20 protein-coding genes and 1 other RNA gene are annotated in these 23,831 nt (G+C 29.9%); 2 read left to right on the forward strand and 19 right to left on the reverse strand.

Annotated features, from left to right (window positions below; translation table 11 throughout):
• Positions 1-8: 8 nt before the first annotated feature.
• A complete protein-coding gene (gene yqeH / locus C7U55_RS03180; RefSeq protein ID WP_106987308.1) occupies positions 9-1,103 on the reverse strand; it encodes a ribosome biogenesis GTPase YqeH in 1,095 nt (364 codons plus the stop codon).
• 134 nt (positions 1,104-1,237) lie between these two features.
• On the opposite strand from yqeH, the gene sigK reads away from it, so the two are divergent.
• Entirely contained in the window at positions 1,238-1,930 is a 693-nt protein-coding gene (gene sigK, locus C7U55_RS03185) for an RNA polymerase sporulation sigma factor SigK (protein ID WP_106987309.1), read from the forward strand.
• Positions 1,931-1,939: 9 nt separating this feature from the next.
• Here the strand turns inward: sigK and parC are convergent, their stop codons facing one another.
• Together parC and parE are read right to left on the reverse strand one after the other, a co-directional pair.
• Positions 1,940-4,552, reverse strand: a complete 2,613-nt coding sequence (gene parC, locus C7U55_RS03190) for a DNA topoisomerase IV subunit A (RefSeq protein ID WP_106987310.1) — start codon at positions 4,550-4,552, stop codon at positions 1,940-1,942.
• A gap of 9 nt (positions 4,553-4,561) precedes the next feature.
• Positions 4,562-6,484 carry a DNA topoisomerase IV subunit B gene (gene parE / locus C7U55_RS03195; RefSeq protein ID WP_106987311.1) on the reverse strand — a complete coding sequence of 641 codons (1,923 nt, stop codon included), beginning with the start codon at positions 6,482-6,484 and terminating at the stop codon, positions 4,562-4,564.
• Between the two features lie 104 nt (positions 6,485-6,588).
• Between parE and plsY the strand changes: the two genes are divergently transcribed.
• A complete protein-coding gene (gene plsY, locus C7U55_RS03200; RefSeq protein ID WP_106987312.1) occupies positions 6,589-7,194 on the forward strand; it encodes a glycerol-3-phosphate 1-O-acyltransferase PlsY in 606 nt (201 codons plus the stop codon).
• Positions 7,195-7,221: 27 nt separating this feature from the next.
• Here plsY and C7U55_RS03205 read toward each other — a convergent pair whose 3' ends face one another.
• From C7U55_RS03205 to C7U55_RS03280, 16 genes are all read right to left on the reverse strand, one after another.
• On the reverse strand, positions 7,222-7,848 hold the full coding sequence (locus tag C7U55_RS03205; RefSeq protein ID WP_106987313.1) for a histidine phosphatase family protein: 627 nt from the start codon (positions 7,846-7,848) through the stop codon (positions 7,222-7,224).
• Between the two features lie 24 nt (positions 7,849-7,872).
• Positions 7,873-8,073 carry a YneF family protein gene (locus C7U55_RS03210; RefSeq protein WP_022001278.1) on the reverse strand — a complete coding sequence of 67 codons (201 nt, stop codon included), beginning with the start codon at positions 8,071-8,073 and terminating at the stop codon, positions 7,873-7,875.
• 16 nt (positions 8,074-8,089) lie between these two features.
• Positions 8,090-8,452 carry a sporulation inhibitor of replication protein SirA gene (locus C7U55_RS03215; RefSeq protein ID WP_162297401.1) on the reverse strand — a complete coding sequence of 121 codons (363 nt, stop codon included), beginning with the start codon at positions 8,450-8,452 and terminating at the stop codon, positions 8,090-8,092.
• Between the two features lie 68 nt (positions 8,453-8,520).
• Positions 8,521-10,497, reverse strand: a complete 1,977-nt coding sequence (gene tkt, locus C7U55_RS03220; RefSeq protein WP_106987315.1) for a transketolase — start codon at positions 10,495-10,497, stop codon at positions 8,521-8,523.
• 83 nt (positions 10,498-10,580) lie between these two features.
• The gene (locus C7U55_RS03225; protein WP_106987316.1) at positions 10,581-10,811 is read right to left on the reverse strand and encodes a DUF896 domain-containing protein; all 231 of its coding nucleotides are present in this window, start codon (positions 10,809-10,811) and stop codon (positions 10,581-10,583) included.
• A 21-nt stretch (positions 10,812-10,832) separates the two neighbouring features.
• Positions 10,833-10,992: non-coding RNA, 6S RNA (ssrS, locus tag C7U55_RS03230), on the reverse strand.
• 33 nt (positions 10,993-11,025) lie between these two features.
• The gene (gene yfmH, locus C7U55_RS03235) at positions 11,026-12,309 is read right to left on the reverse strand and encodes an EF-P 5-aminopentanol modification-associated protein YfmH (protein ID WP_106987317.1); all 1,284 of its coding nucleotides are present in this window, start codon (positions 12,307-12,309) and stop codon (positions 11,026-11,028) included.
• Positions 12,309-13,571, reverse strand: a complete 1,263-nt coding sequence (gene yfmF / locus C7U55_RS03240) for an EF-P 5-aminopentanol modification-associated protein YfmF (protein ID WP_106987318.1) — start codon at positions 13,569-13,571, stop codon at positions 12,309-12,311. The genes yfmH and yfmF overlap by 1 nt, the downstream gene beginning before the upstream one ends.
• 89 nt (positions 13,572-13,660) lie before the next feature.
• Positions 13,661-14,626 carry an ABC transporter permease gene (locus tag C7U55_RS03245; protein WP_106987319.1) on the reverse strand — a complete coding sequence of 322 codons (966 nt, stop codon included), beginning with the start codon at positions 14,624-14,626 and terminating at the stop codon, positions 13,661-13,663.
• Positions 14,626-15,717 (reverse strand): ABC transporter permease, encoded by a 1,092-nt coding sequence (locus tag C7U55_RS03250; protein WP_106987320.1) that lies wholly within the window; start codon positions 15,715-15,717, stop codon positions 14,626-14,628. The genes C7U55_RS03245 and C7U55_RS03250 overlap by 1 nt, the downstream gene beginning before the upstream one ends.
• Positions 15,707-17,239, reverse strand: coding sequence for an ABC transporter ATP-binding protein (locus C7U55_RS03255; RefSeq protein ID WP_106987321.1), 1,533 nt, complete (start codon positions 17,237-17,239; stop codon positions 15,707-15,709). Before C7U55_RS03255 ends, C7U55_RS03250 begins: the two co-directional genes overlap by 11 nt.
• Positions 17,240-17,337: 98 nt before the next feature.
• Positions 17,338-18,399, reverse strand: a complete 1,062-nt coding sequence (locus C7U55_RS03260; RefSeq protein ID WP_106987322.1) for a BMP family lipoprotein — start codon at positions 18,397-18,399, stop codon at positions 17,338-17,340.
• Between the two features lie 93 nt (positions 18,400-18,492).
• Positions 18,493-20,802: a DNA translocase FtsK gene (locus tag C7U55_RS03265; protein ID WP_106987323.1), complete on the reverse strand. Its 2,310-nt coding sequence runs from the start codon at positions 20,800-20,802 to the stop codon at positions 18,493-18,495.
• A 61-nt stretch (positions 20,803-20,863) separates the two neighbouring features.
• Entirely contained in the window at positions 20,864-22,558 is a 1,695-nt protein-coding gene (locus C7U55_RS03270; RefSeq protein ID WP_106987324.1) for a ribonuclease J, read from the reverse strand.
• Between the two features lie 78 nt (positions 22,559-22,636).
• Positions 22,637-23,227: a dipicolinate synthase subunit B gene (locus C7U55_RS03275; RefSeq protein WP_106987325.1), complete on the reverse strand. Its 591-nt coding sequence runs from the start codon at positions 23,225-23,227 to the stop codon at positions 22,637-22,639.
• Positions 23,220-23,825, reverse strand: a complete 606-nt coding sequence (locus C7U55_RS03280) for a hypothetical protein (protein ID WP_106987326.1) — start codon at positions 23,823-23,825, stop codon at positions 23,220-23,222. Before C7U55_RS03280 ends, C7U55_RS03275 begins: the two co-directional genes overlap by 8 nt.
• Positions 23,826-23,831: the final 6 nt, after the last annotated feature.

A 23,831-nucleotide genomic window follows, 5' to 3' on the forward strand; every position in this document is an offset into this window, starting at 1 on the left:
TATCTCCTTTATATTAATGCTTCTCTTATAAAGACACCAACATTTTCTGGTGTTTTTACTTCTATAATTGCATCAGGACAATTCATCGTTACAAAACCAAGCCCTGATATAACAATATCGACTTTTCCTTTTGGTAATTTAAATTGATATGTTTTAAAAGATTGAATATTTCTTTTTTCTTTTGGTTCCGGTTTTAATGTCATATGACGATTATATAATTCATCTGCTTTTTCTAATTTCGTACGATGAATTTGTAATCTTCGATGGAAATAACATACTAAAGATGTTCTTTCACCCGTTATAAAATCAAGACGAGCCAAACCACCAAAATAAAGAGTTTGTTGGCTATTTAACTGATAATTCACCGGTCTTAATTCACTTTGTGGTAAAATGTTTTGTAATTCTTTTTCATCAACAATATGAGCTATTTGATGTCTATTAACAATTCCTGGACTATCATAAATAGAAGAATGTTCATCTAAGGGAATTTCAATTAAATCTAATGTTGTACCTGGAAACTCACTTGTTGTAATTAAATTTTCGTTTTCATTACTATAAGCTTTTAATAAAGCGTTGATGAGTGATGATTTTCCAACATTTGTAGCACCTACAACATAAACATCTCGTCCTTTACGATATTGATCAATCATCGCCATCAATTCATCTAAATGATAATTCTTCTTACCACTTGTAAGCAATACATCGACAGGTTTAATCCCTTCTAATTTAAGTTGTCTACGTAGCCAATGAATGATTTTTGTATCTTTGATTGATTTTGGAAGAATATCTCTTTTATTTCCAATCACTAACAAATCATTATAATTAACATGTCTTGCTAGTCCTTGAATTAAACTTCCATTATAATCAAATAAATCTACCATATAAACAACTAAACAATCTCGTTCACCTATTTTATTTAAAATTTCTAAAAAATCATCATCTGTTAAATTTGTTTCTTGTAATTGATGATAATTCTTTAACTTAAAACATCTTTTACATAAAACTTCGTTTCTACTTAAAGCGTTTTTAGGGACATACCCTACTTTTTTTTCATCATCACTTTGAATGATTGCTCCACAGCCATAGCATCTTAATTCTTCCATAAAATACCTCTCTTTTTCACATAACAATTGTACCCTATTATACTTGATTTTTAAAGAAAAGTTAAGCAAAACAAACAATAAATTTATTTATCATTTTTTGTATTATTTTGCATTAAATATAGAGAGGTGATTTTGTGTTTTCTTTACTTTTAGCACTCTTAAACAACGCCTATTTTATTTCCTATATAAAATCAAAAACTTTTGATTTACCCCTTAGCGCAAAAGAAGAACGATTTTATTTAGAAAAGAAAGAACAAGGCGATAAAAACGCAAGAGATTTGCTTATTGAAAAAAATTTAAGGCTTGTTGCACATATTGCTAAAAAATATAATAACAATAAAGATTTACAAGAAGATTTAATTTCAATTGGAACGATTGGCTTAATAAAAGCTATTGACAGCTATTCTCTTGATAAAAAAACAAAACTTGCTACTTATGCATCAAAATGTATTGAAAATGAAATACTTATGCATTTAAGAAAGAATAAAAAACTAAACTTAGAAGTTTCTTTAAATGAAGTGATTGGTGTAGACCGCGATGGCAGTGAAATCGTCTTAGAAGAATTAATTGATAACAAAGAAAAACCTATTATTGATCAAATTTATCAAAAAGATAATATCGATACCTTTTTAAATATTTTTCATATATTGACTCCAAAAGAACAAGATATTCTTTCTAAACGTTACGGCTTAAATAATTATGATAAAATGACGCAAAATGAGATTGCAAGAGAATATCATATCTCTAGATCCTATGTTTCTCGTATTGAAAAAAAAGCACTTATTAAATTATTAAAATGTTATATAAATAAAGAAAAAGACGATTAACGTCTTTTTCTAAAAGTTATCATCTTTTAAAATATCTTCTAAACTAATTTTTTCATACTTAGTATTTGTTTCTTTTTTGATAGATGTCTTATGATTCTTTGGTACTTCTATTTCTTGAATATCATAATCATCTAATAATGTTTTTTCTTTGACTTCTTTTACTTCTAATACTTCTTCAGATTTATTTTCTTTTAAAGTATCATAATCACTTGTTGAATAAGAATGGTCTTTTAAAACACATAGAATATGTTCACCCTTTTTCAATTTGATAAAAGATGAAAATCTTGATTCTAAAGTAGCGTAATTAAAATCAGTTGCTTTTAAATCATATGTTTCTTGATCTGTATAAACTTTGGCTTCATCTTTATTTGTCATAATAAGCGCACTATGAACATAGATTGTTTTTGTTTTCAAGTTCTTATAAAGTGTTATACCTTTTGTAGTACGTTTACATGCCGGTACATCACTTAGTTTTAATCTTTTCATTTGACCATCTTCACTAAAAAGCATGATTGAGTAGGTTTCCATTGGATTGAAAGTCTCTACTGATTGAATAGTATCATCTTTTAAATTTAAAGCTTTAATTCCCGCTGCTTTTAAACCAATAACAGAAACTTCTTTTTCGCTATATAATCCACCATAACCAGCACGTGTTGCAATAAAGATTCCTTGATGATCATCCGTAAGCTTCGCACTTACAATTTCGTCGTTATCTTTTACTTTCATACACATAATTGATTTTGAATAACGTGTTACTTCGAAATCTTTTAAAAGTGTTCTTTTAATTTGACCATTTTTAGTAGCTAATAAAACATATAATGGAAGATTAAAGTCTTTTACTAAAATAGTTGAAATAATCTTTTCATCTGAATTAACTTTAACTAAATAGCTCACATGTTTACCAAGATCTTTCCATTTAAATTCTTCAATCTTATGAACAGGTACAAATAAATAATTTCCTTTATTTGTAAAAAGCAATAAATGACTTAGTGTATTTGCTTTATAGAGTGAAATTAAAATATCATCATCTTTTTTACCAAATGGTATATTTGTACTGGCATTGATTGAGCGTTGAGAAATACGTTTAATATAACCATCTCTTGTAATAGAAACGTAAATATCTTCAGAAATGATCATTGCTTTTTCATCAATTTTTACTTCACTTACTTTTTCCTTGATTTGTGTTAATCGAGGCATTGGATATTTTTGTTTGATTTCTCTTAATCTTTTAATAATAACATTTCTTAAAACATCATCACTATCTAATATTTCATTAAGTTCATGAATACGTTTTTCAAGTTCCGCCTTTTCTTCTTGTAATGAAACAATATCTGTATTTGTTAAACGATAAAGTTGTAACATAACAATAGCTTCTGCTTGTTTTTCAGAAAATTGATATTCTAAAATTAAATTCTTTTTGGCATCCGCCTTATCTTTTGAACTTCTAATTGTTTTTACAACATCATCTAAAATAGAAATAGCTTTAATAAGTCCATCAACAATGTGTAAACGTTCATTGGCTTTACTTAAATCATAAAGACTAGCTCTTGTAACAACATCAATTTGATGGTCAATGTAACCATCTAAAATATCAACAATTCCCATTAAAACAGGGCGTTTATCTTTAATAGCCACCATATTGTAATTATAATTTTTTTGAAGATCGGTATTTTTATAAAAATAATTGAGTGTATTTTGAACATTTACAGTTTTCTTTAAATCAATAACAACACGTAATCCTTCTCTATCTGATTCATCTCTTACTTCTAAGATGCCATCGATATTTTTATTAAAACGAATTTCATCAATTTTACGAACAAGTTCTGCTTTATTCACTTCATAAGGAATTTCAGTAACTACAATCTGATTCATATTCTTTTGTTCAACAATTTCTGTTTTCGCGCGAACAATAACTTTTCCTTTACCTTTTTCAAAAGCATTTCTAATTCCGTCAATACCCTCGACAATTGCTCCTGTAGGAAAATCAGGTCCTTTGATAAATTCCATTAATTTATCAAGAGAACAATGAGGATATTTAATACGATGAATCGTTGCATCTATGACTTCTTGTAAATTGTGTGGTGGTATATCTGTAGCATACCCTGCTGAAATACCAGTAGAGCCATTAACTAATAAGTTAGGATAAGCAGCTGGTAACACTGTAGGTTCATATTCGGTATCATCAAAGTTTAAAGACATTAAAACAGTATCTTTATCTAAATCTCTTAATAATTCACTTGCAATAGGTGATAATCTCGCTTCTGTATAACGCATTGCAGCAGCTGGGTCATTATCAATCGAACCATTATTTCCTTGCATATCAATAAGTGGTGCACGAATTTTCCATTCTTGTGAAAGACGCACCATCGCATCATATACAGAAATATCTCCATGAGGATGATAGTTACCAATAACATTTCCAACTGTTTTTGCGGATTTACGATAAGGTTTGTTATAAGTATTTCCTTCTTTGTTCATGGAATATAATATTCTTCGTTGTACTGGTTTTAAACCATCTCGCACATCAGGAAGTGCACGTTCTTGTATAATGTATTTTGAATATTTTCCAAAGCGGTCTCCCATAATCGCTTCTAAATTCATTACAATTTTTTTATCGCTCATGCTAACCTCCTAAATTTGATAATTATCTTCTAAACTGAATTGAACATTTTGTTCAATCCATTCACGTCTTGGTTCTACTTTATCACCCATTAAAACAGTGACATTTCTTTCAACAACAGCGGCATCTTCAATAGAAACTTGGATTAATGTTCTTGTTTCAGGATCCATTGTTGTTTCCCATAATTGAGAAGCATTCATTTCACCAAGACCTTTGTAACGTTGTACATTATAGCCACGTCCAATTTTCTTTTTGGCTTCTTCAAGTTCATAATCTTCCCAACAATAAATAACTTCTTCTTTTTTACCACTTTTTTTAGAAACCTTATAAAGAGGTGGTAAAGCAATATAAACTTTTCCAGCTGTAATTAAATCTTTCATATAGCGATAGAAGAAAGTCAATAATAAAATTTGAATATGTGCCCCATCGGTATCAGCATCGGTCATAATAATAATTTTATCATAATGACTGTCTTCTACTTTAAAATCAGCACCAAATCCCGCACCAATTGTATTAATTAAAGTTGCAAGTTCTTCATTTTTTAAAATATCTTGTAAAGAAACCTTTTCACTGTTCAACACCTTACCTCTTAAAGGCAAAATTGCTTGATATTTACGATCTCGTCCTTGTTTTGCACTACCACCGGCAGAATCTCCTTCGACAAGATAAAGCTCATTTTTCTTTTTATTTTTTGTTTGAGCTGGCGCAAGTTTCCCACTTAAAATTCTTTCTTGTCTTGTTCCTTTTCCTTTTCTAGCGGCTTCTCTTGCTTTTCTGGCAGCATCTCTTACTTGAGCAGCTTTGATCATTTTCTTGACTAAATTATCCGCAATTTCTTTATTTTCTTCTAAGAAATAAGAAAGTTTTTCATAAACAATACTATCAACAATATTTCTAGCTTCGGGTGTTCCTAATTTGGATTTAGTTTGTCCTTCAAATTGGAGAAGGTGTTCAGGAACTTTAACAGAAATGATGGCAGATAAACCTTCACGGACATCATTTCCTTCTAAATTTTTATCTTTTTCTTTTAATAAACCATATTTTCGAGCGTATTCATTAAACGTTTTTGTAAGCCCTGTTTTAAATCCTGTTTCATGAGTTCCACCATCACCCGTTCTTACTAGGTTAACAAATGAAAGTGTTGTTTCTTGATAACCCGAAGTAAACTGTAAAGCAATATCAGCTTCTAAACCATTTTGTTGTCCTTCGATTGAAATTGTTGGATGCAACACATCTTTATTTGTATTTAAATAATCAATAAATGCTTCTAAACCATTTTCAAAATGGAATTCGTCCATTTTTCCTGTACGTTCATCTTTTAAAACAATTTTGATTCCTTTTAAAAGAAAAGCACTTTCTCTTAAACGTTCGCTTATTGTTTTATAATTAAATTCAGTTGTCGAAAAAATTTGGTCATTAGGCAAAAAATGAATCAATGTACCTGTTTCTTTAGTTTTACCAATTGTTTTAAGTTTTCCAATTTTTTCTCCACCTTCTTCAAAGCGTTGTTGGAAAATTTTACCATCACGGCAGACCGTTACCTCTAACCAATGAGATAAGGCATTAACAACAGAGGCCCCAACACCATGAAGTCCTCCTGAAGTTTTATAACCACCCTCTTCAGAAAATTTACCTCCGGCATGAAGAATTGTAAGAATGACTTCCGTTGTAGGTCTTCCTGAAGCATGCATCCCTGTAGGCATACCTCGACCATGATCTTGTACTTTAATGCTATTATCTTTACATATTGTGACTTCGATGAGATCACCATAGCCAGAAAGAGCTTCATCTATTGCGTTATCTACAATTTCCCATACAAGGTGATGCAATCCTCGACTATCTGTAGAACCAATATACATTCCTGGTCTTTTACGAACTGCTTCTAGTCCTTCGAGGATTTGAATATTCGACTCATCATATGTATTTTTTGACATATCATTCACTCCTTTATTACACTTGCCTTATTATATCAATACTCTCGTTTTTTTTCAAAGTTTAATTGCAATTTTATTAGATAACAGTATAATGGGTTTTGGTGATGAAAGTGTATGAAATTTTATTAATTCTATTGGGTTATTTTTATGGATCTATTCCTTTTGCCCTTGTTATTGGAAAAGTTTTCTATAATACAGATGTTAGAGAGAGTGGTTCAGGAAATTTAGGTGGAACAAATGCAGGACGAGTTCTTGGAAAAAAAGCTGGAATGTCTGTAATTATTCTCGATGCTTTAAAAGCTGTTCTTGTTTATTATATAAGTTATTTTCTTGCTGGAAAGTTGAATTTAAATCCAGATATTAAGTATATTGCTGGATTGGCATGTATTTTTGGACACTGTTATCCAATTTTCGCTGGATTTAGAGGTGGTAAAGCTGTTTCAACGTGTTTAGGATATTTTTTATGTATTGAACCACTTTATGCAATAGTTGCAATCATTGTGTTTTTATCCGTTTTAAAAATTTCGAAATATGTTTCACTTTCTTCTATTTCAACATCATTAATTGTTTTAGCAATTACGCCATTTCTTGATTTACCTCTGACAGCAAAAATTTGTATGACTTTTGCAGTTATTCTTCTTGTTTATAGACATAAAGAAAATATAAAACGCATTAAAAATCATACTGAATCAAAAATCCAATGGATGTAAAAAGATTAGCAAAAAAATGCTAATCTTTTATTTATAACTTATTTTTGTCTTTCTAGATTCAAGAAAATCATCTTTCCCAATATAATCAATTTTAAATTCTTTCCCATTATACTCAAATAACGATAATGAACAACCTCGTACAATATTTTGATTGACTTCATTAAAATGTTCAATTGGAAGATTTAAAAACAGACCATTTAAAACAGTAAATAACATTCCATGTATTGTAATAAAAATACATTTTTTATTTTCCTTGTATTTTTCTTCAATAAAATCTAATACTCGATCAACAACTTCCTGATATGTTTCTCCATTTTTAATAGAAAAGTCACCTTGTGGTTCATTCCATAAAGTATAATAATCTTTTTCTTTTTTTAATTCATCGATAAATTTGCCTTCATAATCTCCAAAATTCATTTCCTTTAAACGATCATCTTCAATAATCGTTTTATTTGGAAAAATCAACTGTGCTGTTTCTTTAGCACGCTTTAAAGGTGAGGAATAAATTCCATCAAAAGATTGATTCTTTAAATAATTTCCTAAACGCTTAGCATCTTCTAAACCTTGTTTTGTAAGATCAGAGTTTTTCCATCCTTGTAATCTTTTTTCTTCGTTCCATGTAGTAAGTGAGTGGCGCGTAATATATATTTTCATATAAATAAAAATAAGGGTATCCCCTTATTTATATTGTGATTTCACTGAAGCCATAATTCTTTTAATTTGAGCCTCACTTGGTTTTCTTCCCATTTCCATATACATAGCACGAATCATTTTTTCATTGATAGGTGGATTTTTTTGTAATTGTTTTTTAAAGAAATAACGAGACGCAAAGAATCCGGCAATTAATCCAACGATTAATCCAAGAATAGCATATAACATTCAATAATACCTCCCTTTACAAATTCCCGTTTATTATAACATAACTTTTTAAATTATGATAGAGAATATCGAAGAATATATTGTTTTTATCCCTAGATTCGACTTCAATAGCATACTTTTTTACTTCTAAATGAATAATTTCATGAGTTAGTTGATTTTCAAAAATATGTAAATGCCCAATACGATGATATTCTTGCCGTTTACTAAGGGCACTGTAAATAACATCGTTTAAATAATCAACATTTTTATAAGCACATTCCATAAGTTTAATCAAATAATTATTATCCAATGTCAAACTATCAAAATAATCTTTTAAATGAGGATATTGTTCAAAAAGTTTTTCCATTCCTGTTGCGTATTCATAAATAATATATTTCATGTTCATCACCAAAAACATCATATCATGATGTGATGGAGAAATTTGTAAAAAAAATAAGGGCTAGACCCTTATTTTACTAATTTTTCAACATTTTCAACAACTTTATCTACAGTAAACCCAAATGATTCAATCACTTGATTAGCTGGTGCACTTCTTCCAAATTCATCAATCGACATCACAATACCATCTAAACCAACATATTTATGCCATCCAAATGAACTTGCCATTTCTACTGATAAACGTTTACGTACATCATTTGGTAAAACAGATTGTTTATAAGCTTTATCTTGTTGATCAAAGATTTCTTGACATGGCATTGATACAACACGGACATCAATCCCTTTTTTAAGTAATTCAGTTTTTGCATTCATTGCAAGATTAACTTCTGAGCCTGATGCAATAATAATTGCATCACATTGTTTTTCTTCTTTACCAATGATATAGGCACCTTTTGAAACACCTTCTACTGAACTTCCTGCCATTGTTTCAACATTTTGTCTTGTTAAAATAAGAGCAGTAGGATTTTCTTTTGATTCAATTGCTAATTTCCATGCCGCAGCCATTTCTACAGCATCACCTGGACGAATAACATGCATATTTGGAATTGATCTTAACATTGCAAATTGTTCAATTGGTTGATGTGTTGGACCATCTTCTCCAACAGCAATAGAGTCATGTGATAATGGTAAGATAATTGGTAATTTCATTAAACAAGCCATTCTTACAGCTGCTTTGAAATAATCAGAAAAAACTAAGAATCCACCAGCTGAAACTTTAACACCTTTATGTAAAGTCATCCCGTTTAGAATAGCTACCATTGCAAATTCACGAATACCAAATACTAAATTACGTCCACTATAATCTTCAACGCTGAAATTATTTTGACCTTTGATTTGAGTTTTTGTTGAGCTAGCTAAATCTGCAGTTCCTGATAAGAATGTAGGATTTTGTTTAGCTACTTCTTGAATAATTTCTAATGATGTATTTCTTGTTGCATCATTATGACCTGCAGGATAATTTTTTATAATTTCTTCTACATCTAATGTATATTTTCCATCAATTGCATCTTCTAATTGTTTTGCTTCTTGAGGGTATTGATTTTTATATTCTTTAAATAACTTATTCCATTTATTAAACTTAGATTTACCACGTTTGATTGACTTTTTGAAATCTTCATAAACTTCTTCTGGAACATAGAATTCTTCATGATCAAAACCATAAGATAATTTGGTATTTTTACCATCTTCTTTACCCAGTGGCGCACCATGAACTTTATTTGTTCCTTGGTTTGCAGAACCAAAACCAATAACAGTATTAACAATAATTAATGTTGGTTTATATTGTTCTTTTTTTCCTTTTTTGATAGCTTTATGAATTTCTTGAATATCATTCCCATCTTTAACTTCGATAACTTGCCAATTACAAGCTTCATAACGTTTTTTCACGTTTTCGCTAAATGACATTGATAAAGGACCATCTAAAGTAACTTTATTTGCATCATACAACACAATTAATTTTCCTAAAGATAAATGTCCTGCTAAAGAAGCTGCTTCATAAGTAACCCCTTCTTGCATATCTCCATCACCACATAAAACATAAGTATAATGATCAATAATATCAAAATTTTCTTTGTTATATTGGCTTGCTAAAAACTTTTCAGCCATAGCCATTCCTGTAGCCATAGGAATACCTTGACCTAATGGACCACTTGAGGCATCTACACCATGAGTCATTTCAATTTCAGGATGTCCTGGTGTACGTGAATGAAGTTGTCTGAAGTTTTTTAAATCATCGATAGTGACATCAAAACCATCTAAATGTAATAAGCTGTATAACAATGCTGAAGCATGTCCACTTGCTAAAACAAAACGATCTCTATTGATCCAATTTTCTTCTTTGTTATAAATATTTAACTCTTTGTTAAATAGTGTGTATAAAGCCGGTGCTGATCCCAACACCATTCCTGGATGTCCAGAATTTGCTTTATTAATAGTATCGATTCCTAAACTTCTAATTGTTGCGATTGATAAATTTGAAATATCCATTTACTTTTTCTCCCATTTTTAAATAAGTCAAGACATATTATACACATTTTCTACAAAAATTAAATATGTATTCTTTTAAAACCTTAATTTTTTAGTTTTTCTCTTTTTAGTTTTTCTGGAGTAATATCATTCCCTTTTTCATCTACAACTTTAATTGTTTTAAGTTGAGATTTAAAACCTTCTCTAAATAAGCGAATATATTCTTTTCTTAATTTATCTTGTTCTTTTAATTCTTCAGGGGTAATTGTTCCCTCTTTCTTTTTCTTTGCCAGAACATTAATTCTATCTATAAGTTTTTGATCTATTGCAGCCATAAAAGACCTCCTTCATTGTATTAAAAAACTAGAGAGCTTTTAGATTATCCCTGTTTTGTACAGGTGGGCACCTTTAAACAATTTTAGGATTCCTATTCAAAGATAGGCCTTCAACACCATTGTTTAGATCAGGTTCCCGTATCTAACGTGTAGGAAATTTATTGACACTCTCTAGTCGGATTCATTATACCATATTTTTTTTTGAAATATACCTCTATTTATCTTTTTTTACAATATAAGTAGAAGCATACTCTTTGTTAAAATATTTTTTAACTTCATTTAAATCAGCTATTGTTATTTTACTTACATAGTTTACTAACTCAAAAGAACAAATTCCTTCAAAATAATAACGACTAAAACTATTTGCAATACTTTCTGGACTATTATAACTATTTATAAAATTTCCTATTGTTTTTCTCTTTATTCTTTCAAAGTCCTCTTGTTCAATAACTAAATCATCAATATGTTCTATAAAGTCAAAAATTGTCTTTTGTAATAAGTGGTAATCATCTTGATCTCCACCTATTAAAATAAAAGCATAATCTCTTTCTTGGGTAAAATTCGCACTAAATGTTTCATTAATATACCCTTTTGATAACCATTCATTGTATAATACGGAACTTTTTGAAAAATATAAATCAAAAAGTAAATTAAATGAAAGTTCTCTTTTAATTTTTTCTTGTGGATTTGTCATAATATCATTAACTTTGATAGATACAATTAATTTATTCATTTCTACTTGCATTATATCTATTTGTTCTTTAACAGCTACAGATTCAGGTTCTTCAATTTTCTTTCTTTGAATTGAAGTTTCAGGTAAAAAATGTTTTTTGTTTTGATTTTCTTTGATAACATCCATTAATTCTTCAGGTTGAATATTTCCTACTACAAAAAGCATCATATTATGTGGATGATAAAATGTATGATAACAAAGTTCTAACATATCTTTATACGTATTATTAACTGTATCACAGGTTCCTGCAATATCAATTCTTACAGGATGTTTATGATATAAATTAGCAATTGCACCAAAATAAACACGCCAATCAGGATCATCATCATACATTTTAATTTCTTGACAAATTATTCCTTTTTCTTTTTCCACACTCTCATCTGTGATATCTAAGCTTTGAACAAAATTCAATAAAAGCTCAACACATGCATTTTCATTTGTTGTTGTTGAAAAAAGATAAGCCGTTCTACTTGATGAAGTAAAAGCATTAGAACTGGCTCCTAACTTTGCAAATTTATCTGCCGCATCTCCATCTTTCATATCAAACATTTTATGTTCAAGAAAATGAGCAATTCCATCTTCAACTTTTATCATTTCCTTTTGTCCCAAAGGAACAAATGTTGTATCAATAGAACCAAAGTTTGTTGAAAACAAACCATATGTTTTTTCAAATCCAACTTTTGGTAATAAATACACTTCTAAACCATTTTCTAATTTTTCATGAAACAATGTTTCCTTTAAAGTTTGATAATAAATCTTTTCCATTATTCATTTCTCCCTCTTAATAAAAATATTGTATCGAGTTCAATATCTTGACAAACATCAATGATATCTTGATAAGTAACATTTTCGATATTTTTTAAATAATCCTCATTTGTTTCTTGCTTTTCTGTTATATCTCTGTTGTATTGAACAGCGATTTGACTCAATGGTTCATCACATGTTTTTTTCATAGAATTATTTATCATTAACTTTGCAATATCAATTTCATTTTGATCAAAATGGCCCTCTTGCATTTCATTTAATTGTTCTTTAATTAGTTGAATTGTTTGTTGATAGTCCTTGCTTTCAATTCCAGCCGTTATAATCATTAACCCATTAAAAGCATCATAACTTGAAGAAATATAATAACATAAAGAATTCTTTTCTCTAACCACTTTAAAGAGTTTTGATTGACTCATTCCTCCAAAAATCGCATTAAAGACAACAAATGCATAATGTTGACTACTTTTATAATTAGCAGGTATACGATACCCCATATTTAATTTAGCTTGTGTAATATCTTGTTTTTCAATAATTTCTAATAAATCTTTTCTGTTTTTTTCAAATGAATAAACAGTATCAAAATGACTTTCATTTTGATCAAACAATAGATTTTTCTTAAAGACATCAACAATAGATTCTTGAATATTACCAACCACATAAATATGTTTTTTATCATGTATAATACACTCTTGAAAATATCTGAAGAGTTCTTCATTTGTAATCTTTTTAATATCTTCTATTTCTCCATGAGAAGATATACCTAAACATGTTCCTTTACCCATATATTCAAACATTTTTTCCAAACTATAATAGAACTTGTCATCTTGATTACTAATAAGCCTTTCAATCAATTCCTTTTTCTTACGATCAAACATCGTTTGATCAAAATATCCATTGGAAGCATTTGGCTTAAAAAAGATATCATTTAATAAACAAATTTGTTTTTCTAATAAATTCTCTTGATAAGGTAAATATTCCTGATTAATACAAATAGAATTTACATTAATAATATGGCTTTTCCCTTTGGTAACAACATTTGCGCCTAATTTCATGCCATACATGCTCTCCAAGTATTTTGATAACTCTTGGGTAGACGGATAATCTTTTGTCCCCGTTGTAAGCATAAAAGAAAGTAAGGTTCTTTTTGTAACAGTTTCTTTATCTAAAGTATTTTGTAGTTTAAGTGAAATTGTAATATTTTTAAATTTATTTGTAGGGATAAGATGTAAATCATATCCATTCATTTTATAAACTTTTTCCATAATCATTTCCTTTCGTCTTTATCTATTATACACAAATTCAGCAAAAATAAAAAAAGTATTATTTCATTTGAAACAATACTTTTATAATTCTATCGTTTTGATTTATCGTAAGGTATTCCTGAAGCCTTAGGGGCAGCAGAATTTTTAGAAGTAAAGGCTAATAAAATTAATGTTGCTACATAAGGAATTAATTTATAAACAACACTAGGGAAACCTAATGCTGATAAAAACGGAATTGCTGTATAGGTATAAGCAAGTGTCTTCATAATACCAAAGAATAATGAGGCTGCTGCAATACGATAAGGTTGCCAGTTACCAAAGATCAAGATAGCTAGTGCTAAAAACCCATATCCACCAACATCACTGTTAAATACAGTTGAAATTGGAATGATGTAGATAAGACCACCCATACCACCTAAAAATCCTGATAATAGAACACCAATATAACGATATTTATAGACACTTACACCAGCAGCATCTGCAGCTTGAGGATTTTCTCCACAAGCACGTAATCTTAAACCAGCTCTTGTTTTATTTAAGAAAATAACTGATAAAATCAAAATAATAATTCCAAGATAAGTTGTAATGTAAGCACCTTTAAATAAGATAGGTCCTAAAATTGGAATTTGTGATAAAACAGGAATCTCATGAATTCTAAATGTATTAGAAAAAGGTACACTTGAATTTCCATTAAAAATTAATTTAGCTAAGAAAAGTCCCAATCCAGGAGCTAACATATTAATTGCAGTCCCTGAAATCGTTTGATCGGCTTTCAAGTTAATTGCTGCAAAAGCATGAAGTAAACTTAATAAAGCACCAAAAACACCTGCAACAATTAAAGATAAAATTAATAGTAATTGAGGATTTAATGATGTATTTGCTAATTGCATTAAATAAATGAAATAAACACCTACAAATGCTCCCCCAATCATAATTCCTTCCAACGCAATATTAACAACACCGCTTCGTTCACTAAACATTCCACCTAAAGCAACTACTAAAAGAGGAATCGTAAAGACTAATGTTTGATTTAAGACATTTAAAATAATATCCATTATTCTTGACCTCCTTCAACAGCAACTTCTTTTTTATGTTTTTTCTTCTCACGATTTTGTAAATATAAACGAATCATTAAAGCAAATGAACTAAAGTAAATAATAACCGCTGAAATGACATCAATGATTTCCACTGGAATATTACATGCTTGCATATAATTACCACCAACATTGATGTATGAAACAAATAATGCTGCTAAAATACAACCAAGTGGACTATTCATTCCTAGAAGTGCAACAGGTATTCCGTTAAATCCTTCAGGAAGTGTAACTTCTGCAGTTGTAAAGGCTCTACCCGTACCACCAATATAAACAAGTCCACCACCGATACCAGAAAAGAATCCCGAAATAACCATAGATAAAATAACAATTTTCTTTTCAGACATACCTGCATAGCGACTTGCTTCTGGATTATAACCACATGCTTTTAGTTCATAGCCAAAAGTTGTTTTGTTTAAAATGATGTAAGCGACGACACATAAAGCAATCGCAATAATAATTCCACCGTTAACATCTGAACCTGGGAAAATATGGTTTAATCCCATTTTGGGAACAGCAATTTTAGATGTTTGTGAACGAGCACCAGCTGAATCATAGATAAAAGCTTTAACTCCTTCAATAACAAGATACATTCCAATATAATTAAACATGATACCAGAAATAACGATATTTACATTTCTATATGCTTTTAAAATTCCTGGGATCAATGCCCAAAGAGCTCCCGCTAAACCAGCAGCAATTAAACAAATAATCCATAATAATGAGTCAGGGACAGTTTGATAAAGCGTATTTGCAAGAAATAACGCTACAAAACCACCTACTGTATATTGTCCAGTTGTCCCAATATTAAAGTTTCCGCATTTAAAGGCAAAAGCCACAGAAAGACCTGTCATCATGATTGGAATTGCTGAATAAAGTACTTGTCCTGTACTTCTTAATCCTTTATAAAAACCACCAGATAACATAATTCCCATCGCTCTAAATGCTTGAGATGGATTTGCAATTAAAATGACAATAAATCCAATAAGTAATCCAATTAAAATAGCAAGTAAAGAAGCTATCAGATTTTGTTTAGATTCGCTATTTTTCATATCCTTCACCTCGTTTACTTCCTGACATATAAAGTCCTAATTCTTTTTCATCAATTTGTTTTGGATCTAAATTAGCAACGATTTCACCTTCATACATAACTAAAATACGATCTGAAACATTCATAACTTCATCTAACTCTAAAGAAACAAGTAAGACTGCTTTATTGTCATCTCTTTGTTTAACAAGTTGTTTATGAATAAATTCAATTGCTCCAACATCTAATCCACGTGTTGGTTGAACTGCAATCAATAAATCAGAATTTGATTCAACTTCCCTAGCAATGATGGCCTTTTGTTGATTTCCTCCTGACATACCCCTCGTAATAGATTTAGCACCTTCACCTGAACGTACATCATATTTATCAATCAATTGATTTGCAGTTTCATACATCTTATCAAACTTAATAAACCCTTTATTTTGATATTTAGGATCAAAATAATCCTTTAAAATAAAGTTTTCTGCAAGATTATAGTCCAAAACAAGACCATGTTTATGACGATCTTCTGGAATATGAGCTATTCCTTTTAATGTACGTGAACGAATACTGTCATGTGATAAATCTTCCCCATTTAATAAAATTTGTCCACTATTATGTTTAATTAATCCTGATAAAGCATAAACAAGCTCTGTTTGTCCGTTTCCATCAATACCCGCAATACAAACAATTTCACCACGGCGGACATCAAAAGATACATTATTTAAAACATTTTTAGAAGAATGTGCAGGTTTATAGCACAAGTCTTTTACTTCTAGAACAGTATCTCCTAATTTTGGTTCATCTTTTTCAACGATGAAATTAACTTTACGTCCAACCATTAATTCAGATAATTTTTCTACAGGAGTTGAAGCAACATCAACTGTATCAATATATTTACCTTTTCTTAAGATTGTACAACGATTCGCAACTGCTTTAATTTCATTTAACTTATGCGTAATGAAAATAATTGATTTACCTTCTTTAACCAAATCCTTCATAATAAGCATAAGTTCTTCAATTTCTTGTGGTGTTAAAACAGCAGTAGGTTCATCAAAAATTAAAACGTTATTATCTCTAAATAACATTTTTAAAATTTCTACTCTTTGTTGCATTCCTACAGTAATATCCGAAATTAAAGCATCTGGATCAACATTTAATTTATATTTTTCAGATAATTCAACAACTTTTTTACGTGCTGTATCTTTTTGAATAAAAGTATGTTTTGTTTCTTCTATCCCTAAAATAATGTTTTCTAACACTGTAAAGTTATGTACAAGTTTGAAATGTTGATGCACCATACCAATATTATATTTATTGGCATCATTTGGATCATTGATTTCAACAGGTTCTCCATTTATTTTTATTTGTCCTTCATCTGGTTGATATAAACCAAACAAAATAGACATCAGCGTCGATTTTCCGGCACCATTTTCTCCTAACAATGCATGTATTTCACCTTGTTCTACTTGTAAGGTAACATTATCGTTTGCTTTGATACCAGGAAACTCTTTCGTTATATTAAGCATTTCTATTGCATATGACATTAAGCTTCCCCCTTTTCGATACAATTATACATGAATTTGTATCTGTAGAAAAGTTTTTTCATAATAAAAAACGCCAGATTACTCTGACGCAATTTATCTTATTCAAAATTAACTGTTAAATTATCGAATGAAATACCTGAAGGATCTCCAGTTTTTTCATTAACATCAGCAGAAGATTTTAATTCTAAAGAACCATCTTTGATTTTTTTATCAACAGCATCATGGTCTTCTTTAGAGAAGTTCTTTAATAATCCTGGATAAACAATTCCACCAGTATTTTTTAATATAATTGTTTTTCCACCTTGGAATTTATCTTTCTTATAAGCATTTAATGCTTCAATAGTAGCACCTTTTACATCTTTTAATGCAGAAGTAACAACAGTATCAGAATCACCACTTTGGTCAGTATCTACACCAATAGTGTATTTACCAGCTTCTTGTCCAGCGGCAAAAATTGAGTTACAAATTTGTCCACCACATGAGAAGATGACTTCAGTTCCACCTGCATACCATGATGAAGCTTTAGATTTGATATCTGGTGATTCAGAGAACGTACCAGTATATGTATAGTTAACAACAACATTAACGTTCATTTCTTTAGCAGCATCACTTGCTCCTTGAAGGTAACCAACACCATAGTTTTCTACAGCTGGTAAAGCCATACCACCCATGAATCCTAATTTAGTATACCCTTCTTTAACTGCAGCATATCCTGCAACATATCCAGATTCTTGTTCAGAGAATAAATAACTTACTGTGTTATCTCCAACCTTTGTTTCTCCACTACCATCTTTTTGTGGTTCAAAGTCGATTGTAACGAATTTTACATCAGGATATTTTTCTTGAGCTTGATATAAAGCACCTGAGAAGTTAAATCCTGGAGTTACAACAACTTTAGCACCATTATCTACTGCATCATCAATTGTAGACAATAATCCTGCTTGGTCAGTGTCTTTTGGTGCGTAATATTTATATGTAATATCATTTTTTTCACCAAATTCTTTAACACCTTCATAAGCAGATTGGTTGAATGATTTATCAGTAACTGATCCAGAGTCAGTGATCATTGCGATTTCATAAGTATCATCGCCACCACTAGTACATCCAGTAGCACCAAAAATCATTCCTAAGCATAAAATACTTGCGAAAAATTTTTTCATATTCTTCTTCCTCCATTTAATTTTTCCTATACTATTGTAACATTAAAAAAAACATTTGAAAATAATAAACACAATAAAAACGGCAAATGCCGTTTAGATTTCTTCTTCACTATAGCCACGAATATAAACTTCTCTTGGTTTTGAACCAATTTGTGGACCAATAACTCCATCTGATTCTAACTGATCAATTATTCTTGCCGCCTTATTATAACCAATTCTAAATTGTCTTTGAAGTAATGATGTGCTTGCTTTTTGTGCCTGAATAACAAAAGCACGACACATTTCATATTCTTCATCTTCTTGTTCTTCTTTAGAGGCAGCACCAGACGAAATTGGTTTAACATTTGTATAGCGTTCATCGTAAGAAGCTTCTTGTTGTTTTGTTGTAAAATAAGTGATTGCTTCAACTTCGCTGTCATCCACGTATGCCCCTTGAACACGAATTGGAGAGTTAGAACCCATCGGTAAAAAGAGCATATCTCCTTTTCCTAAAAGTTTTTCTGCTCCTGTACAATCAAGAATTGTTCTAGAATCAATACTTGAAGAAACAGCAAAAGCAATCCTTGAAGGAATATTTGCCTTAATAACCCCAGTAATAATATCAGTCGATGGACGTTGAGTTGCCACAATCAAATGGATACCAGCCGCACGCGCTAATTGGGCAATACGCATAATGCAATCTTCCACATCTTTACTAGCAACCATCATTAAATCAGCAACTTCATCAAGAATAACAACAATATATGGTAATTTTTCAAGTTGATGATCCTTATCATTTTCTTGATTTTTCTTTTCTATATATTGATTATAAGTTTCTATCTTACGAACATTTGCCCCCGCAAATAAATCATAACGTCTTTCCATTTCAGCAACTGTTTCGCGAAGTGTAGCCGCCGCCTTTTTAGGATCCGTAACAACAGGTGCCAATAAATGAGGGACCCCATTATAATTTGACAATTCAACCTTTTTAGGATCGACTAAAATAAGTTTGACTTCATCAGGTTTCGCACGCATTAAAATACTGCTGATAATAGTATTAACACAAACAGATTTACCTGAACCAGTTGCTCCAGCAATAAGTAAATGCGGCATCTTATTAAGTTCTGCATAAATAACTTGTCCGTTAACATCTTTTCCTAAAGGAACAACGAGTTTATTATCTTTATATTTTTCTGGAATATTTTTAAATACTTCTTTAAAAGAAACCATTGATGAAACTAGATTAGGAATTTCAACACCTACTGCTGGTTTTCCAGGAATCGGTGCTTCAATACGAATATCTTTAGCAGCCAGTGCAAGTTTGATATCATCTTGTAATGACATGATTTTATTGACTCTTGTTCCTGTTTCTAATTTTAATTCATATTTTGTTATAGAAGGTCCTATAGAAATATTATTAATAGAAGCATGGACACCAAATTCATTTAAAACTGCCGTTAATCTTTCAGCACTTTCCACTGCATGATTTTTATTTTCACCTTGTTTCTTATTGACAACATTATGTAATAAAGTAACAGGTGGTAATTGATAATGATCATTTTTTTCAGGTAGAACCGTTTCTAAATCAGCAGTTTTTTCTTGATCAAAACCAGTATCTTCAACAATCGGATCTTCTAATTCTTTCATTTCTTCTATTTCTATTTTTGGTTTTTTATCAACAATATCAATTTGTTGATTTTCTTGATTATAAGCTAACCTTTGTGAAAGAGAAGCATCTTCTTTTTCTATTTCTTCAAAATACGTTGGTGTGATATCTTCTTCATCTTCAAAAATATCATCATCGAAAAAAGCAGTTTTACTTTGCTTTTTCTTAAAGAAATCGCTGAAATATGTGGAGCTATTTTTTAGAGATGTTTTTGTTTTATCAAAATTCATCTTTGCCTTCTTTTGAATTTCTTTTTTATGTTCAAAATAGAACTTACTTCCTAATAATATAATTCCTACAATAATAATAAATACCGCAGCAATGATTGAACCCACATAATCAAACAATGCCGACAAGCATCCATAAAGAAGCGCCCCAATAAACCCACCACGATTTAAGGGCATTTGTGAAATATAACTTTGAATCACTTTCATTCCTTTAAGTGTTGGTGTTGCTGAAATAAAAATCGTTACTCCAACGAGTAAAAAATAAATACCAACTGCTTTAGGACCATTAAATTTTGGATAACTTGCTTTAAAAACAATATAACTAAAAACACTAATCAACAATAAATAGACAATGCCATTTAAATTACCAAAAAGATAACTAAAGATATAATCTAAATGTTCACCAATAAAACCGAGCTGCATCGCTGAAATAATAAGAAGAAAAATAACGAATAGACAAACAATTCTTAATTTTAATTCTTCACTTATTTGATCTTGTTTACTTTTTCTTTTTCTACTTGTCTTTGCCATAACTTCACCTTCTTCCCTATCTTATTTTAAAAAGAAAACAAAAGCAAGTTTAAACTTGCTTTTATAATTCAATAATAACTGGTAAAATCACAGGTCTTTTTCCTGTTTCTTTGATAATATAACGATTTGCCTTATCTTTGATTGTTTGACGAACATCGCGAATATCACCATTATCATCTTTTTTATAAGCTTCTAATTCTTTTTCAGCCATTTCAATAATAGCTCTAACAATGTTTTCAGAGTCTTTTAAATAAATAAATCCTCTTGTTTGAACATCCGTATTTGCGACAATTTCTTTTGTTTTACCATCAATTGTCATCCCAATAATAACGACACCATCATTTTGAAGTTGATTACGATCATCAATAACTTTAACACCAACATCACCAATACCTAATCCATCAATCATTACATCTTCAATTGTAATCGAATCACGATAATCTTGAAGTTTACCATCATTAAATGTAATGATTTCGCCATTATCTACAATAATAATATAATCATCTTTAATACTCATTTTTTTGGCAACATCACTTACTGCCACAAAGTGTTGATATTCTCCTTTAATAGGAATAAAGTATTTTGGATTTAAAATTTGAATTAAAACTTTAATATCTTCTTCACTTGCATGCATTGATTGAAGTTCTTTATTTTTTAACACATGAATTTGTGTGTCTGTTTTATACAATTCATTTATTGCACGATTTGCGATTTTTTCTGTACCAGGAAGTACAGGAGAAGCGACAATAAATGTATCACTCTCTTGTAATTTTAATTTTTCATCCCCTCCATCAATAATATCTAAAATATCATGATATATACGACGTGGACTACCACTTAATAAGACAACGAGTTTATCCATATTCTTTTTATCACTAATAGCCTTACTATCAGCTATATATGATGGATGAATATCTAAAATTGGTCTTTTTGTATGACGGGCAATTCGCATTATTGTATTGGTATTATCATATTTATCACGTCCATAAAAACAAATTTTGCGATTATATTTCTTAGCAAGTTGGGCAATTTCTTGTGTTCTAAAAGCATTTTGAGCGTAACTTGAAATAATAATTCTTCCTGTTGCATCTTCAAAAATACTTTCAATCTTATCTGTTAATTTATGTTTTGGTGACGTATAACCATCATTTTTTGAATAAGAAGATTCACATAGAAGAGCTAAGACCCCTTTTTTGCCAATTTCCATCATCTTTTGAATATTACATCTAAATCTTTCAGGTGCTCCGAAATCTATTATAAATTCACTACTATAGACAACATAACCATTTGGTGTTAGAAATGCGAGTCCAACGCTTCCTGGGATTGAATGAGTTATTGGGAAAAATTCAACAGTAACACCCGCTACTTTTATTGTTGCATTCATATTAACTCTTTTTATTTTATATTTATAAGAAACATGAGAATGTCGCATATATCTTTGTAAAAGCTGATCAATAAGATCTGCTGTCAAATCAGTCGTATAAATAGGCACATTCACTTCTTGTAATAAATAAGGAAGTGCCCCCATAACATCATCATGACCATGAGTAATAAAAATAGCTTTAATTTTATCTTTATTTTCTTTTAAATAATCAAAGTTAGGAATAATAACATCTACTCCTAATTTATCCACTTCTGGAAATCTATATCCAGCATCAATAATAAACCATTGATCATCTATCTCTAGGCAATACATACTTTTGCCATTTTCTGCTTGACCCCCAATAGGAGTAAGCTTTACTACACTTTTATTCATTATTTCCTCCTTTAAATTTATTTCTTATTTCGTTTTCTTTGTTTCTATTCTAACAAATAATTCATAAAAGAAAAAGTCTCATTTCTCTTTCTTTAAAAGAAACAACGGTTGCAATTGTTTATCAACAAGTGCATTGATCATTGTTTGAATGATTAAATCATTCTTTGCAATCAAACTATTTGGTTTTTTAAAAATATCATCTTGAAACATAGGAACAAGATAAAAATGTTTTGTATTTAATATTTTCATCATATTCATACCACTCGTTGAAAGTAAGTCATTACTACATAGACCTAAAACAATATTTTTTTGATTACGAAGTGTCGACTTAACTGCCATCGTTACTGCATTATCATTAATGCCATGCGCTAATTTAGCAAGTGTATTGGCACTACACGGATAAACAACCATCATATCTAACGGAAGTTGGGGACCAAACACTTCTGCTTCAACCACATCTGTAACCACTTTTTTACCAATAATTTTTTCAACTTGTTCAATAAATTTATTTGCTTTAAAAAAACGTGTATCTTCTTTAAAGACATTTTCACTTACAAAAACATAAAGATCCACAGGGTAAGACTTTAATTCTTTTAAAAACAAAAGACAAGATTTAAGTGAACAAAACGATCCTGTAATTCCTATTCCAATTTTCAATCCCTCAAACATGGTTCATCACTTCTTGAATCGCAAAATACATTATAAGTGCTGCTTCATAAGGAAAAGAGCGTTCAGGAACATTACGTATCGATTGATAATTTTTTAAATGCAGAGTTTGTGCTAAATCAATAATTTTTTGATAAGAAACATTTTGATAATTAATGACCGCACACGGTATTGTATTAATAATCAAATCATACGTACCTTTTAGATTTACAAAATCAATATGTTTATAATTTTGTATGATTTGATCATAATCTTTATAATTTCTATTACATATTGTAACAATATACTGTTTTTTTAAAAGATTTGCAAGTTGCTTTCCTAAATCACCATAACCTAAAATTAAAATAGAATGCGTATCTTTTTTTTGACTTACCAATAAATACGTTCCTATTGCTGTAAGCATATTATTTAAATGACGGAAATGGTAATTTTGATTAAGTGAGACAAGTGAAAAAACATTCTTTCTACTTAACTTTTGATCTTTCACAAAATAAAAATCTGCTTCATCTTCTATAGAATCCACAATCTCAACACCATTTTCTAAAAATAATTCCTTTAAATAAGCACTTCTTTGATCATATACATAAATATACCCTTTCATATGCCA

The sequence above is a fragment of the Faecalibacillus faecis genome, from assembly GCF_003024675.1.
Taxonomy (GTDB): Bacteria; Bacillota_I; Bacilli_A; order Erysipelotrichales; family Coprobacillaceae; genus Faecalibacillus; species Faecalibacillus faecis.